We start from the raw sequence: 13,205 nt of genomic DNA, 5'->3' as shown, positions 1-13,205 counted from the left end.
GCCGCCGACCTCGGATCGTGGCGGCGGCGGGCCGGCGACCTGTTCGCCGCGGTGGCCGCCGAGCGGGGTGGCGCCAGCCACCGGGGAGCGCTGCTGATGGCCGCCGACCTGCGGGGCAGGGACCTGGCCGGTGCCGACCTGCTCGGAGCGGACCTGCGCGACGCGGACGTCCGCGGCGCCGACCTCTCCACCGCGCTGTTCCTCACCCAGCCGCAGGTGAACGCCACCCGCGGCGACGCCGGCACCCTCCTGCCGGACCGCCTGGTCCGCCCGGCGCTGTGGGAGGCGGTTAACAACCGCTAACCAGGGCGGCTAGCATGACGTCCATGACCTTCGCCCTGTCGCGTGAGCACGAGGAGTTCCGCCGCACCATCCGTGAGTTCGCGGAGGCCGAGATCGCCCCGCACGCCGCGCGATGGGACCGCGAGCACCACTTCCCGGTAGAGGTGGTCGGAGCGATGGGGGACCTGGGCCTGTTCGGCCTCACCGCGCCCGAGGAGTACGGCGGCGCGGGCCTGGCCGCGGAGGACGGTGGGTTCACCAGCCTGTGCCTGGCGATCGAGGAGATCGGCCGGGTGGACCAGTCGATGGGGATCACGCTGGAGGCGGCGGTCGGGCTGGGGATCAACCCGATCCTGACCTACGGCACCGCGGAGCAGAAGGAGACCTGGCTGCCCGACCTGCTGGCCGGGCGGACGCTGGCGGGCTTCGGCCTGACCGAGCCGGGCGCCGGCTCCGACGCCGGCGCGACCCGGACCCGTGCCGAGCTGGTCGGTGGGGAGTGGGTGGTCAACGGGTCCAAGCAGTTCATCACGAACTCCGGCTCCGAGCTGACCAGCGTGGTGACGGTGACCGCGCGGACCGGCACGCAGGTCGGCTCACGCGGGGAGGAGCGTGCCGAGATCAGCTGCCTGATGGTGCCGGCCGGCACGCCGGGCTTCACGGCGGAGCCGGCGTACGACAAGCTCGGCTGGCACGCCTCGGACACCCACCCGCTGAGCTTCGTGGACGCCCGGGTCCCCGAGGGCAACCTCCTGGGCGAGCGGGGGCGCGGGTACGCGCAGTTCCTGGCCACCCTCGACGACGGCCGGGTCGCCATCGCCGCACTCGCGGTCGGCTGCCTCCAGGCCTGCGTGGACATGAGCGTCCAGTACGCCGGGGAGCGGCAGACCTTCGGCGTCCCCATCGGGCGCAAGCAGGGTCTGGCCTTCCAGGTCGCCGACCTGCAGGTGATGCTCGACGCCTCCCGGCTGCTCACCTACCGCGCCGCCGCCATGAAGGACGCGATGGGCGTCTCGGGGGGACCGAGCCCGGCGGAGTTCAAGCAGGCGGCGGCGGTGGCCAAGCTGTACAGCACCGAGGCCGCGGTCACCGGCACCCGGATCGCCACCCAGGTGTTCGGCGGCTACGGCTTCATGGAGGAGTACCCGGTGGCGCGCTTCTACCGGGACGCCAAGGTCCTCGAGATCGGGGAGGGCACCTCCGAGGTCCAGCGGATGCTGATCGCCCGCGGTCTCGGCCTGCCGGTGGAGTGAGTCGGTCGGTCCGGGAGGCGTCGGACGGATACCCTGCCGCCATGGCTGTGCACCCGCGTCGGCTCTTCTGGGAGGTCAGCACCTTCCTCACGGTCGGCGGCGTGGCCACGCTGGTGTCCCTGCTCCTGTTCAACCTGTTCGTGCACGGCTACAGCCGCTCCTACGAGCCGCTGCTCGCCGACCACGCGATCGTCGCGTACATCGTCGCCAACCTGGTCGGGATGACGCTCAGCTACCACGGCACCCGCTCCTGGGCGTTCCGGCACCGCGAGCCGGTGCACTCCGACGGTGGCCGGACGGCCTACCTGGGCATCACCGTGGCCACCATGACGCTGCCGGTGGTCTGCCTGTGGGTCAGCCGCAACCTCCTGCACCGCAGCGACCCGCTCTCCGACAACCTCTCGGCGAACGTGATCGGGCTGGCGCTGGGCACCACCGCGAGGTTCTTCCTGATCCGGGCGTGGGTGTTCCGGCACCCGGACCGGGCTAGCCAGGAGCTGGCCGAGATGGTCGGTGCCACAGAGCCGTCCACGAGTGACCCAACTGCGCCAGCAGCTCCCTGACCAGCGGCAGGCTGACGCCGACCACGTTGTGGTGGTCGCCCTCGATCCGGGTCACGAAGGGCCCGCCGAGCCCGTCGACGGTGAACGCACCCGCGACGTGCAGCGGCTCCCCGGTCGCGACGTAGGCCTCGATCTCCTCGTCGCTGAGCGCGGCGAAGTGCACGACCGTGGAGGCGGTCGCCGCCGCCTGCCGACCGGTGGTGGCCTCGCGCAGGCAGTGGCCGGTGTGCAGCACGCCGGAGCGACCGCGCATCTGCTGCCAGCGGCGGACGGCGTCCGCGCGCCCGAGCGGTTTGCCCAGGGCGAGCCCGTCGAGCTCGAGGACGGAGTCGCAGCCCAGCACCACCGAGCCGGGGGGCAGGTCGTGCCGCCCGGCGACGGCGGCCGCCTTCAGCTCAGCGAGCCCCAGCGCCAGCTGGGCGGGCGGCAGCCCGGCGAGCTGGGACTCGTCCACACCGGACACGACCACGCTCGGCTCGACGCCGGCGCTGCGCAGCGTGGCCAGCCGGGCCGGGGAGGCGGAGGCCAGCACCAGGTGCATCAGAGCGTGGCCAGGGCCCGGGTGAGTGGGTCGAGGCCGAGCCCGCCGAGGTCGAGTGCAGCGCGGTGGAACGCCTTGAGGTCGAACGCCTCGCCCTGCCGGGCCCGCGCCGCGTCCCGGGCCTCCAGCCAGATCCGCTCGCCCACCTTGTACGACGGGGCCTGGCCCGGCCAGCCGAGGTACCGGTTGACCTCGAACCGGATGAACGCGTCGTCCATCCGGCAGTGCTGCCGCATGAACTCCAGGCCGAGCGCCGGGGTCCAGGTCTCCCCGGGGTGGAACCCGAACGGGTTGTCGCGGGGGATCGCCAGCTCCAGGTGCATGCCGATGTCCACGATCACCCGCGCGGCCCGGAAGGACTGGCCGTCCAGCATGCCGAGCCGGTCGGCGGGGTCGGCCAGGTAGCCGAGCTCGTCCATCAGCCGCTCGGCGTACAGCGCCCACCCCTCGCCGTGCCCGCTCACCCAGCACAGCAGCCGCTGCCAGCGGTTGAGCAGGTCCTGGCGGTAGACGGTCTGGGCCACCTGCAGGTGGTGGCCGGGGACCCCTTCGTGGTACACGGTGGTGACCTCGCGCCACGGACTGAACCGGGTGATGCCGTCCGGCACCGACCACCACATCCGGCCCGGGCGGGTGAAGTCCTCCGAGGGTCCGGTGTAGTAGATGCCGCCGTCGTTGGTGGGGGCGAGCCGGCACTCGATGCGGCGGATCGGCTCGGGGATGTCGAAGTGGACCCCGGCCATCTCGGCGATGGTGCGGTCGGCGAGGTCCTGCATCCAGCCGCGGAAGGCGTCCTTGCCCTCGATCTGGCGGGCGGGGTCGGCGTCGAGCGCGGCCACCGCCTCCTCGATCGAGGCCCCGGGCACGATCCGCGACGCCGTGGCGGTCATGTCGTCGTGCAGCCGCTTGAGCTCCTGCCAGCCCCAGGCGTAGGTCTCCTCGAGGTCGATCCGGGCCCCCAGGAAGCTGCGGGAGGCGAGGGCGTAGTGCTCGCGCCCGACGGCCTCCTTCTCTCGCCCACGCGGCGCCAGCTCGCTGGTGAGGACGCCGGCGAAGTCCGCGAACGCGGCGGAGGCGGCGGCCGCGTGCGTCTCCAGCTGGGTGCGGAGGGGACCGGTCAGCTCGCACCCGGCGACCAGGCCGGCCAGCAGGTCGCCGGTCTCGCCCTCCTGGCCGGTCCAGTTGCGCACCTGCGTGGCGACCTCGGTGTACTGCCGAGCCGCGGCGACGTGCCCCCGGTCGGCCTCCTCGAGGAGGGTCGTGCGGTAGTCGGCAAGGGTGGCGGGGATCGCCGCCAGCCGGGCGTCGATGGCGGCCCAGGCATCCTCGCCCTCGGTGGGCATCAGGTCGAAGGCCATCCGGAGGTCGTGCAGGCCGCTGTCGATCACGCTGAACTGGCTGCGGGCGTAGCCGGCTCGGGACATCTCCTGCTGCAGGCCGAGCCGCTCCAGGAAGGCCTCGCGCGCCACCGACTCCCGTGCGTCGGTGGGCCGGGCCGCAGCCGCAGCCTCCAGCGCCCGGTCGACCAGCGCCTCGCGGGCGGCGTAGCCGTCGGGGGACAGGTCGGGGAGCCGGTCGTCGTGGCCGGCGATCCCGACGAAGGTGGCGGTGAGGGGGTCGAGCTCGGTGTAGTCGGTGACGAAGCGGTCGCAGATCTCGTCGACGGGTCGTGGGGTGCTCACCCGGGCGAGCCTACGACCTCAGCGGGGCAGCCCGCTGCCGCGCCAGCTGCCGGGGCCGTGGCTGTAGGCGACCCGCACCTGGCGGTACGGCGCGTTCCACACCCTCCGGGGCCGCGCCGGGGTGGGCGGCGGGCCGCCGATCGAGGAGAGCACCGCGACCAGGGCGGCGACCTCCTCGGCGGTCGCGTCCGGGTTGACGATGCGCAGCAAGGGGGTCGGCGTGCTGTCGCCGTGCTCGCTCACAGCGGGATGTTCCCGTGCTTCTTGGCCGGCAGCACCGCCCGCTTGGTGCGCAGGATCCGCAGCGCCTTGACGACCTCGGCCCGGGTGTTGCGCGGGGAGATGACCCCGTCGATGTAGAGACGTTCGGCGGCTTCGTACGGGTTGGCCAGCTTGGTGTCGTAGTCGTCGACCAGCTCGGCCCGGAGCGTCTCGGGGTCGGCGGCCGCCTTGAGCTCGTTGCGGTAGAGGATGTTCACCGCCCCCTGGGCCCCCATCACCGCGATCTGCGCGGTCGGCCAGGCCAGGTTGATGTCTGCCCCGAGGTGCTTGGAGCCCATCACGTCGTAGGCGCCGCCGTAGGCCTTGCGGGTGATGACGGTGACCAGCGGGACCGTGGCCTCGGCGTACGCGTAGATCAGCTTGGCGCCCCGCCGGATGATGCCGTCCCACTCCTGGTCGGTGCCGGGCAGGAAGCCCGGGACGTCGACGAAGGTGAGCACCGGGAGGTTGAAGGCGTCGCAGAACCGGACGAACCGCGCGGCCTTCTCCGAGGCGTCGATGTCGAGGGTGCCGGCGAACTGCATCGGCTGGTTGGCGACGACGCCCACCGGATGGCCCTCGACCCGGCCGAAGCCCACGACGATGTTGGGGGCGAACAGCCCCATCACCTCGAGGAACTCCTGGTCGTCCAGGACCACCCGGAACACGTCGTGCATGTCGTAGGGCTGGTTCGGGGAGTCCGGGATGATCGTGTCCAGGCCCCGGTCGAGGTCGGTGGTCTCCAGGTCGACGGGTGAGTCGTAGACGACCGGCTCGTCGAGGTTGTTCTGCGGTAGGTAGGACAGCAGCGTCTTGACGTACTCGATCGCGTCGTCCTCGTCGGCGGCCATGTAGTGGCTGTTGCCGGACCTGGTGTTGTGGGTGCGGGCGCCGCCGAGCTCCTCCATCGTGACGTCCTCGCCGGTCACGGTCTTGATGACGTCCGGGCCGGTGATGAACATGTTGGAGGTGCCGTCGACCATGATGGTGAAGTCGGTGACGGCGGGTGAGTAGACGTGGCCGCCTGCGCAGGAGCCCATGATCATGGAGATCTGCGGGATGACCCCGGAGGCGTGCACGTTGCGCTTGAAGATCTCGCCGTAGAGCCCCAGCGAGACGACGCCCTCCTGGATCCGGGCGCCGGCACCCTCGTTGATGCCGATGATCGGGCACCCGGTCTTGATGGCCAGGTCCATCACCTTGCAGATCTTCTCGCCGTAGACCTGGCCCAGCGAGCCGCCGAAGATGGAGAAGTCCTGGGAGAAGACGCACACCTGGCGGCCGTCGATCATGCCGAAGCCGGTGATGACGCCGTCGCCGTACGGGCGCTTCTTCTCCAGGCCGAAGGCCGTGGACCGGTGCCGGGCCAGCTCGTCCATCTCCACGAACGTGCCGGGGTCGAAGAGCCCCTCGATGCGCTCCCGGGCGGACTTGCGGCCTTTCTTGTGCTGCTTCTCCCGTGCCCGCTCGTCCGCGACCCGCACGGCCTCGTCGAGCCGGGACTCCTTCTGGGCGAGCTTGCCCGCGGTCGTGTGGACGTCGAAGGCGGGGTCGGTGCCCTCGCCGGGTTGTGCGCTCACGGTCTCTGGCCTCCTCGCATCGGCGTAGGCCAATCTAGTGCCCATGACGGACATCCACGCACAGCGCCCACCCCTGGACCCGGCTCGCCTCCAGGAGCTGCCCGGGCTCGTGGTCGAGGTCGTCGAGCAGGCGCCCTCCACCAACGGCCTGGTCGAGCAGCGCGCCCGTGAGGGAGCAGGGGAGGGGCTGGTCGTGGTCGCCGAGCACCAGACCCGGGGCAGGGGCCGGCTGGACCGCAGCTGGGAGACGCCGCCGCGCGCCGCGCTGACCTTCTCGGTGCTGCTGCGGCCGACCGCGCCGCCGGCCGGCTGGCCGTGGATCCCCCTGCTCGCGGGGGTCGCCGTCGCCGATGCCGTGCGCGGCTACGGCCTCGACACCGAGCTCAAGTGGCCCAACGACGTCCTCGTCGACGGCCGGAAGGTGGCCGGCATCCTGGTGGAGCTGGTCGAGACGGAGCAGGGCATGGCCGCGGTCGTCGGCATCGGTATCAACGTCTCCACCGCCCCCGAGGAGCTGCCGGTGCCCACCGCCACGTCGCTGCTCCTCGCCGGGGCCGACGTGGACCGCACCGAGCTGCTGCGCACGGTGCTCGCGGGGCTGCGGCAGGAGTACGACGTGTGGCAGGCCCCGGGGGGCGCCGACGCGGTGCGCGCCCGGTACACCGCGCTGTGCCGGACCGCCCACCGCGAGTCCGTCGAGGTGGCACTGCCCTCCGGCGAGGTCGTCACGGGAGACGGCTGCGGGATCGCCGAGAGCGGCGCGCTCCTCGTCGCCACCTCCGACGGCGTGCTCACCGTGAGCGCAGGCGACGTACTGCACGTGCGGCACGCCGATCAGTGAGAGGATCTGCCCATGGCCCTCTCGCCCAAGGCGCTCAACGACGGGGAGCGTGTGGTCGTCACCACCCGCACGCACGTGAAGGCGCTGCTGGCGCCCGCGCTGTGGCTGGTGCTGCTCCTCGCTGTGGCCGGCTTCTCCGACACCTCCTTCGCCGACGGGACGACGGCGCTCGTGGTGTGGGTGCTCGCCGGGGTGCTGGCGCTGTGGCTGGTGGCCTGGCCGGTGCTGGAGTGGGCGACCGCCAGCTACACGATCACCGACCGCCGCCTGATCACCCGCAACGGCGTGCTGACCAGGCGGGGACATGACATCCCGCTCACCCGGGTGAGCGACGTCGCCTACGAGATGGGCCTGATCGACCGGATGCTGGGCTGCGGGACGCTGATCATCAGTGACGCGAGCACCCTCGGACGGGTGCCGCTGCACGACATCCCCGACGTGGAGTCCGTCCAGCGCACCCTCAACCAGCTCCTCCACGAGCTGCACGGCTCCGCCACGGGCAATGACGACACCTGACCCGCCCGGCCCCGACGACCTGACCCGGGCCATCCTCCGCGGGGACGTCGAGCTGGACGCCGAGCAGGTGTCGGAGCTGACCGGGGTCCCGGTCGCCGACGCCGGCCGGCTGTGGCGGGCCCTCGGGTTTCCCGAGCACGCCGGTGAGACCGTGTTCACCCGCAGCGACGCCGAGGCGCTGGAGACCCTCACCGGGGTGGTCGCCTCGGGCGCGCTCGACTTCGACACGGCGGTGAACCTCACCCGCGCGGTCGGGCAGACCATGGCCCGGCTCGCCGACTGGGAGGTGGCGACACTGGTCGCCCGGATCGAGCAGCTGGAGGCGGGCACGGGGGCCACCGGGAGCCGCCGGGCGACCGCCCTGCAGATGGTCGACCAGGTCAACGAGCCGTTCGAGCGGCTCCTGGTCTACGCGTGGCGGCGCCACCTCGCCGCGGCCACGGCCCGGGTCGAGGCCCTGGGTGCCAACGAGGAGGATCTGCACACCGTCGAGCTGACCGTGGGGTTCGCCGACATCGTGTCGTTCACCAAGCTGTCCAACGAGCTGGACGAGGACGGGATCGGCGAGCTCGTCGAGGAGTTCGAGTCCCGGTGCGCCGACGTCGTGGCGGCCCAGGGCGGCCGGGTGATCAAGAGCATCGGCGACTCGGTGCTGTTCGTGCACGAGGAGCCGCTGGCGGCGCTGGCCACCGCGGAGGGCATCATCGAGTCGGTCGGCCGCGACGAGCGGCTCCCCGACGTACGCCTGGGCCTGGCCACCGGGCCGGTGGTGATGCGGATGGGCGACGTCTTCGGACGCCCGGTCAACCTGGCGGCACGGATGACCGCGGTCGCCCGGAGGAACCGGGTGATCGTCGACGAGGCCACCGCGCGCACGCTGCCGGCGGAGGAGTTCCGCGTCCGCCGGCTGCCGGCGCGCCCGGTCCACGGGTTCGGGCTGGTGGAACCGCTGACGGTGCGGCGGCACCGCTGAGGCCGGTCCAGAGCGGTTGACGCAGTTTGCCGGTTCGGGCCACGGCGTACCCCACCATTCCTTACGTTTGCCCCGTGTATGCGGTTCAGGACGTACGACTCGACCCCGTCGGACGACGCGTGTGGCGTGGTGACCACGAGATCACCCTCTCGCGCAAGGAGTTCGACCTGGTGCACGCGCTGATCTCGAGGCCGGGGGAGATCGTCACCCGCGAGCAGCTCATGCGGGAGGTCTGGCACACGACCTTCTGGACCTCCTCGAAGACCATCGACGTGCATCTCGGGTGGGTACGCCGCAAGCTCGGCGACGACACCCGGCGACCCTCGCTGATCACCACGATCCGTGGCCAGGGGCTGAGGTTCGAGCCGGCCACCTCCGGCTGAGACGAAGGCGGTCCGCGGAGGGTTCCGCTGGGCGGGCCCACTAGGCTCATCCCTCGTGACCTCTCCGCCCGAGCCCCCGGCGCCTGTCCTCGCGGTGATCGGCGGCGGGCAGCTGGCACGGATGATGGCCCAGCCCGCCATCGCGCTCGGGCTGCCGCTGCGGCTGCTGGCCGAGGCGCAGGGCGTCTCGGCGGCCCAGGTGATCGCCGACCACTCCGTCGGCGACTACCGGGACCTGGACACGCTTCGTCGGGTGACCGCCGGCTGCAGCGTGGTCACCTTCGACCACGAGCACGTGCCCACCTCGCACCTGCACGCCCTCGAGGACGACGGGCTCGCCGTCCGGCCAGGTCCCGAGGCCCTGGTCCACGCCCAGGACAAGGCGGTGATGCGCCGCCGGCTCGCCGAGCTGGGGGCGCCCTGCCCGCGCAACGCCGTGGTGCACGAGGCGGCCGACGTCGCGGCGTTCGGGTTCCCCTGCGTGCTGAAGACCAGCCGCGGAGGCTACGACGGCAAGGGCGTCTGGCTGGTGCGCTCGGAGGCCGAGTGCACCGAGCCGTTCGCGGTCGCCGGTGCCGGCGGGGTGGAGCTGGTTGCCGAGGAGTACGTCGAGTTCCGGCGCGAGCTCTCCGCGCTGGTGGCCCGCTCTCCGAGCGGCCAGGCCGCGGCGTACCCCGTGGTCGAGACCACCCAGGTCGACGGCGTGTGCCGGGAGGTGGTCGCGCCCGCGCCGGACCTGGACCCGGCGCTCGCCGGCCAGGCCCAGGAGCTGGCGCTCGGGCTCGCCGGTGCCCTGGACGTCACCGGCATCCTGGCCGTGGAGCTCTTCGAGACCACCGACGGCCGGGTCCTGGTCAACGAGCTCGCCATGCGTCCCCACAACACCGGGCACTGGACCCAGGACGGTGCGGAGACCTCGCAGTTCGAGAACCACCTGCGCGCGGTGATGGACCTGCCGCTGGGGTCGCCCAGGCCGCGGGCCCGATGGACGGTGATGGTCAACATCCTCGGTGGGCAGCACGACAGCGGCCGGCTGTGGGACGGGTTCCCGCACGCGCTCGCACGCGACCCGAGGCTGCGCGTGCACCTGTACGGCAAGCAGCTGCGGCCGGGCCGCAAGGTCGGGCACGTGAACGCCTACGGCGACGACCTCGCCGAGTGCCTGGAGCGGGCGCGGCACGCGGCCGCGTGGTTCGCCGGAGAGCTGGGAGAGCACAGTGAGTGAGCAGGCACGGGTCGGGATCGTCATGGGCTCGGACTCCGACTGGCCGGTGATGAAGGCTGCGGCCGAGGCGCTGGCCGAGTTCGACGTCGCCTCCGAGTCCGACGTGGTCTCCGCGCACCGGATGCCGGAGGAGATGCTCGACTACGGTCGGTCGGCTGTCGACCGCGGCCTCGCGGTGCTCATCGCCGGGGCCGGGGGCGCCGCTCACCTGCCCGGCATGCTCGCGTCGGTGACGCCGCTGCCGGTGATCGGCGTCCCGGTGCCGCTGGCGCACCTCGACGGCCTGGACTCCCTGCTGTCGATCGTGCAGATGCCGGCCGGCGTTCCGGTGGCCACGGTGGCCGTCGGCAACGCGCGCAACGCCGGCCTGCTGGCCGTGCGCATCCTGGCGGCCGGCGACCCCGGCCTGCGGCAGCGGATGGTCGACTTCCAGGCGGCGCTGCGCGAGACCGCCCGGGAGAAGGGCGCGGTCGTGCGCCGAGAGTCCGCCGGACCGCGGGGCAGAGTGGGCTTCTGACGACGCGTCCCTTCTCGGTGGTGGCCGGGCCACCCTCGAGTGGACCGAAACTGCACGGAAATCGACAGAACTTCTGTCGTTTGGGTCCAATCGGCAGGCCCCTGGCGCGGCAGCCGTGATGACTCAGCCTGTCGGCCCGGGGCGTCGTCGCAGCGCCTTGACCTCGGCACGCTGACGCTTGGCCTCCAGCCGCCGTCGCCTGGCGGCGCGGCTCGGCCTGGTCGGGACGCGCGCCGGGGCCGGGGGCGCGAGGGCGGCCCGCAGCAGATCGGCCAGCCGTTCCCGGGCGGCAACCCGGTTGCGGTGCTGTGAGCGGTGCTCGGAGGCGACGACCACCAGCCGGCCCTCCACCAGCCTTGCCGCCAGCCGGCGCAGGGCCCGCTCCCGCTGGGCCTCGGAGAGTACGCCGCTGCCCGCGACGTCGTACTCGAGCTCGACCCGGCTGTCGGTGGTGTTGACCGACTGCCCGCCCGGCCCCGACGAGCGGGAGAACCGCTCCAGCAGCTCCCCGGCCGGGACCACGAGGCCGTCGGGCAGGCCGGGTCCGGCCGGGACGCGCAGGTCGTCACCGGGGCCGCTCACGGACCACCCGCGCAGGAGCCCACGGCCGCGACGAGGAAGTCGCGCACCTCGGGATGGTTCAGGACCAGCTGCCGGGAGTGGTCCATGGTGTCGACCGGCAGCAGGTGCGGTGCGGCCCGCCCCTGGGCAGCGGCAGCCTCCCGGACCAGCCGCACGGTGTCCGCGATGGCTGGGTTCTGCGCCTCCCAGGTCACCCACAGCGAGTCCGGGAGCGACCGCAGCGGCGTGGCGTCCACAGTCCCGTGGCTGTCGGAGGACACCAGCACGGGTGAGACCGAGGCCACCGCGCACGGCGCCGGGGCGAGGTCGGGCAGCGCGCTGACCATCACCGAGTTGCCCATGGACGAGGCGACCAGGGCGACCCGCTGGGCGCCGTCCTCGCGCAGGCGCGCCACGGCGACCACCGTGTCGCCGGGCTCCGCGGTCAGGTCGCCCTCGCCGGGCGTGGATCCGCGCCCACGTCGGTCGAACAGCAGGACCCGGGCGCCGGTGGCCTCGGCGAGCGCCCCCGCCCACGGCAGCCACTCGCACAGGGTCTGGGACGCGCCCTGGCGCAGCACCACGCCCACCCGGGCGTCCTGCGGGCCGACGACCGCCGCCCCGAGAATCCGCCCGTCCGCCGCCGTCAGCGTCGTCCGCGCAGCACCGGCCGGAACCTCCGCGCACTGCTCGGCCAGGGGCGTCTCCGGGTCGACCGTGCGGTGCCGCTGCCAGTAGCCCCACCCCACCCGGCCGGCCACGACCAGACCGGTCACCAGGGCGAGGACGAGGGCGGCCAGGGCCAGCCGTCCCCCCGGCGAGGCCGCCCTGGTCACCGGCGGCACCGCCCGCTCGCCTCCCGCACGCCCCCCACCGTAGCGGCGGCCGGCGGATTCGTAGACTCGCAGACGTGACCGAGAACCAGCCCATGTACGCACTGTCCGAGGAGCATCGTGCCGTTCGCGAGGCGGTCCGTGCCGTCTGTGACGCCAAGGTGGCGCCGTTCGCCGCCCAGGTGGACGAGGAGGCGCGCTACCCGCAGGAGGCGGCCGACGCGCTGCTGGCGGCAGACTTCCACGCGCCGCACGTGCCGGAGCAGTACGGCGGCGCGGGCGCCGACGCGCTGGCGACCTGCATCGTCATCGAGGAGGTGGCCCGCGCCTGCGTCTCCTCCTCACTGATCCCCGCGGTGAACAAGCTCGGCTCCCTGCCGGTCATGCTGGGTGGGTCGGAGGAGCTGAAGTCGACGTACCTGACCAAGCTGGCCGCGGGTGAGGGCGGGTTCTCCTACTGCCTCTCCGAGCCCGACGCGGGCTCCGACGCCGTGGCGATGAAGACCCGCGCGGTGCGCGACGGGGACCACTGGGTCCTCGACGGGGTGAAGCGCTGGATCACCAACGCCGGCGTGTCGGAGTTCTACACCGTCATGGCGGTCACCGACCCCACCGCGCGCAGCCGCGGGATCAGCGCCTTCGTCGTCGAGAAGTCCGACCCGGGGGTGTCGTTCGGCGCGAAGGAGAAGAAGCTCGGCATCCAGGGCTCCCCGACCCGCGAGGTCTACCTGGACCGGGTGCGGATCCCGGCGAACCGGATGATCGGGGCCGAGGGCACCGGCTTCGAGCTCGCCATGCGAACGCTCGACCACACCCGCGTCACCATCGCCGCGCAGGCGGTGGGCGTGGCCCAGGGGGCCCTGGACTACGCACTGGGCTACGTCAAGGAACGCCGGCAGTTCGGCAAGGCGATCGCCGACTTCCAGGGCCTGCAGTTCATGCTGGCCGACATGGGGATGAAGGTGGAGGCGGCCCGCCAGCTCACCTACGCGGCGGCCGGGCGCTCCGAGCGCGGCGACGCCGACCTCACGTTCTTCGGTGCGGCCGCCAAGTGCTTCGCCTCCGACGTGGCCATGGCGGTCACCACCGACGCGGTGCAGCTGCTGGGCGGGTACGGCTACACGCGTGACTACCCGGTGGAGCGGATGATGCGCGACGCCAAGATCACCCAGATCTACGAGGGCACCAACCAGG

16 protein-coding genes are annotated in these 13,205 nt (G+C 72.8%); 10 read left to right on the top strand and 6 right to left on the bottom strand.

What is annotated here, in order from left to right; translation table 11 throughout:
• The 3 genes from PLP61_RS09300 to PLP61_RS09290 form a co-directional block, all read left to right on the top strand.
• Nucleotides 1-303 (top strand): pentapeptide repeat-containing protein (locus tag PLP61_RS09300; protein ID WP_324502352.1); only part of this gene is annotated, 303 nt, incomplete at its 5' end.
• A gap of 23 nt (nucleotides 304-326) precedes the next feature.
• Nucleotides 327-1,535 carry an acyl-CoA dehydrogenase family protein gene (locus tag PLP61_RS09295; protein ID WP_324502351.1) on the top strand — a complete coding sequence of 403 codons (1,209 nt, stop codon included), beginning with the start codon at nucleotides 327-329 and terminating at the stop codon, nucleotides 1,533-1,535.
• Nucleotides 1,536-1,576: 41 nt separating this feature from the next.
• A complete protein-coding gene (locus tag PLP61_RS09290; protein ID WP_324502350.1) occupies nucleotides 1,577-2,098 on the top strand; it encodes a GtrA family protein in 522 nt (173 codons plus the stop codon).
• On the opposite strand, the gene PLP61_RS09285 is transcribed toward PLP61_RS09290, so the two are convergent.
• Genes PLP61_RS09285 through PLP61_RS09270 form a run of 4 tightly spaced genes read right to left on the bottom strand, consistent with a single transcriptional unit; the run spans nucleotide 2,022 to nucleotide 6,162 of the window.
• Complete coding sequence (locus tag PLP61_RS09285; RefSeq protein ID WP_324502349.1) at nucleotides 2,022-2,639, bottom strand: Maf family protein; 618 nt, start codon at nucleotides 2,637-2,639, stop codon at nucleotides 2,022-2,024. The genes PLP61_RS09290 and PLP61_RS09285 overlap by 77 nt on opposite strands.
• Complete coding sequence (locus tag PLP61_RS09280; RefSeq protein ID WP_324502348.1) at nucleotides 2,639-4,321, bottom strand: DUF885 domain-containing protein; 1,683 nt, start codon at nucleotides 4,319-4,321, stop codon at nucleotides 2,639-2,641. Before PLP61_RS09280 ends, PLP61_RS09285 begins: the two co-directional genes overlap by 1 nt.
• A gap of 18 nt (nucleotides 4,322-4,339) precedes the next feature.
• On the bottom strand, nucleotides 4,340-4,564 hold the full coding sequence (locus PLP61_RS09275; protein ID WP_324502347.1) for an acyl-CoA carboxylase subunit epsilon: 225 nt from the start codon (nucleotides 4,562-4,564) through the stop codon (nucleotides 4,340-4,342).
• On the bottom strand, nucleotides 4,561-6,162 hold the full coding sequence (locus PLP61_RS09270) for an acyl-CoA carboxylase subunit beta (RefSeq protein WP_502889002.1): 1,602 nt from the start codon (nucleotides 6,160-6,162) through the stop codon (nucleotides 4,561-4,563). Before PLP61_RS09270 ends, PLP61_RS09275 begins: the two co-directional genes overlap by 4 nt.
• Before the next feature lie 43 nt (nucleotides 6,163-6,205).
• On the opposite strand from PLP61_RS09270, the gene PLP61_RS09265 reads away from it, so the two are divergent.
• The 6 genes from PLP61_RS09265 (at nucleotide 6,206) to purE (ending at nucleotide 10,617) form a co-directional block, all read left to right on the top strand.
• A complete protein-coding gene (locus tag PLP61_RS09265) occupies nucleotides 6,206-7,003 on the top strand; it encodes a biotin--[acetyl-CoA-carboxylase] ligase (RefSeq protein ID WP_324502345.1) in 798 nt (265 codons plus the stop codon).
• 12 nt (nucleotides 7,004-7,015) lie between these two features.
• Complete coding sequence (locus PLP61_RS09260) at nucleotides 7,016-7,519, top strand: PH domain-containing protein (protein WP_324502344.1); 504 nt, start codon at nucleotides 7,016-7,018, stop codon at nucleotides 7,517-7,519.
• Nucleotides 7,506-8,492 (top strand): adenylate/guanylate cyclase domain-containing protein, encoded by a 987-nt coding sequence (locus PLP61_RS09255; RefSeq protein ID WP_324502343.1) that lies wholly within the window; start codon nucleotides 7,506-7,508, stop codon nucleotides 8,490-8,492. Before PLP61_RS09260 ends, PLP61_RS09255 begins: the two co-directional genes overlap by 14 nt.
• A 74-nt stretch (nucleotides 8,493-8,566) precedes the next feature.
• Entirely contained in the window at nucleotides 8,567-8,875 is a 309-nt protein-coding gene (locus tag PLP61_RS09250; protein WP_324502342.1) for a winged helix-turn-helix domain-containing protein, read from the top strand.
• A gap of 55 nt (nucleotides 8,876-8,930) precedes the next feature.
• Nucleotides 8,931-10,100 (top strand): 5-(carboxyamino)imidazole ribonucleotide synthase, encoded by a 1,170-nt coding sequence (locus tag PLP61_RS09245; RefSeq protein WP_324502341.1) that lies wholly within the window; start codon nucleotides 8,931-8,933, stop codon nucleotides 10,098-10,100.
• Complete coding sequence (gene purE / locus PLP61_RS09240) at nucleotides 10,093-10,617, top strand: 5-(carboxyamino)imidazole ribonucleotide mutase (protein ID WP_324502340.1); 525 nt, start codon at nucleotides 10,093-10,095, stop codon at nucleotides 10,615-10,617. The genes PLP61_RS09245 and purE overlap by 8 nt, the downstream gene beginning before the upstream one ends.
• A gap of 123 nt (nucleotides 10,618-10,740) precedes the next feature.
• On the opposite strand, the gene arfB is transcribed toward purE, so the two are convergent.
• On the bottom strand, nucleotides 10,741-11,199 hold the full coding sequence (arfB, locus tag PLP61_RS09235) for an alternative ribosome rescue aminoacyl-tRNA hydrolase ArfB (protein WP_324502339.1): 459 nt from the start codon (nucleotides 11,197-11,199) through the stop codon (nucleotides 10,741-10,743).
• Entirely contained in the window at nucleotides 11,196-12,014 is an 819-nt protein-coding gene (locus tag PLP61_RS09230; RefSeq protein ID WP_324502338.1) for an alpha/beta hydrolase, read from the bottom strand. Before PLP61_RS09230 ends, arfB begins: the two co-directional genes overlap by 4 nt.
• A 92-nt stretch (nucleotides 12,015-12,106) precedes the next feature.
• On the opposite strand from PLP61_RS09230, the gene PLP61_RS09225 reads away from it, so the two are divergent.
• A partial coding sequence (locus PLP61_RS09225) for an acyl-CoA dehydrogenase family protein (RefSeq protein WP_502889003.1) occupies nucleotides 12,107-13,205 on the top strand: 1,099 nt, incomplete at its 3' end.

It is taken from the genome of Nocardioides sp., assembly GCF_035429765.1.
GTDB lineage: Bacteria > Actinomycetota > Actinomycetes > Propionibacteriales > Nocardioidaceae > Nocardioides.
The sequence above is the reverse complement of the archived record's forward strand: the minus strand, read 5'-3'. Positions and strand labels throughout refer to the sequence as shown.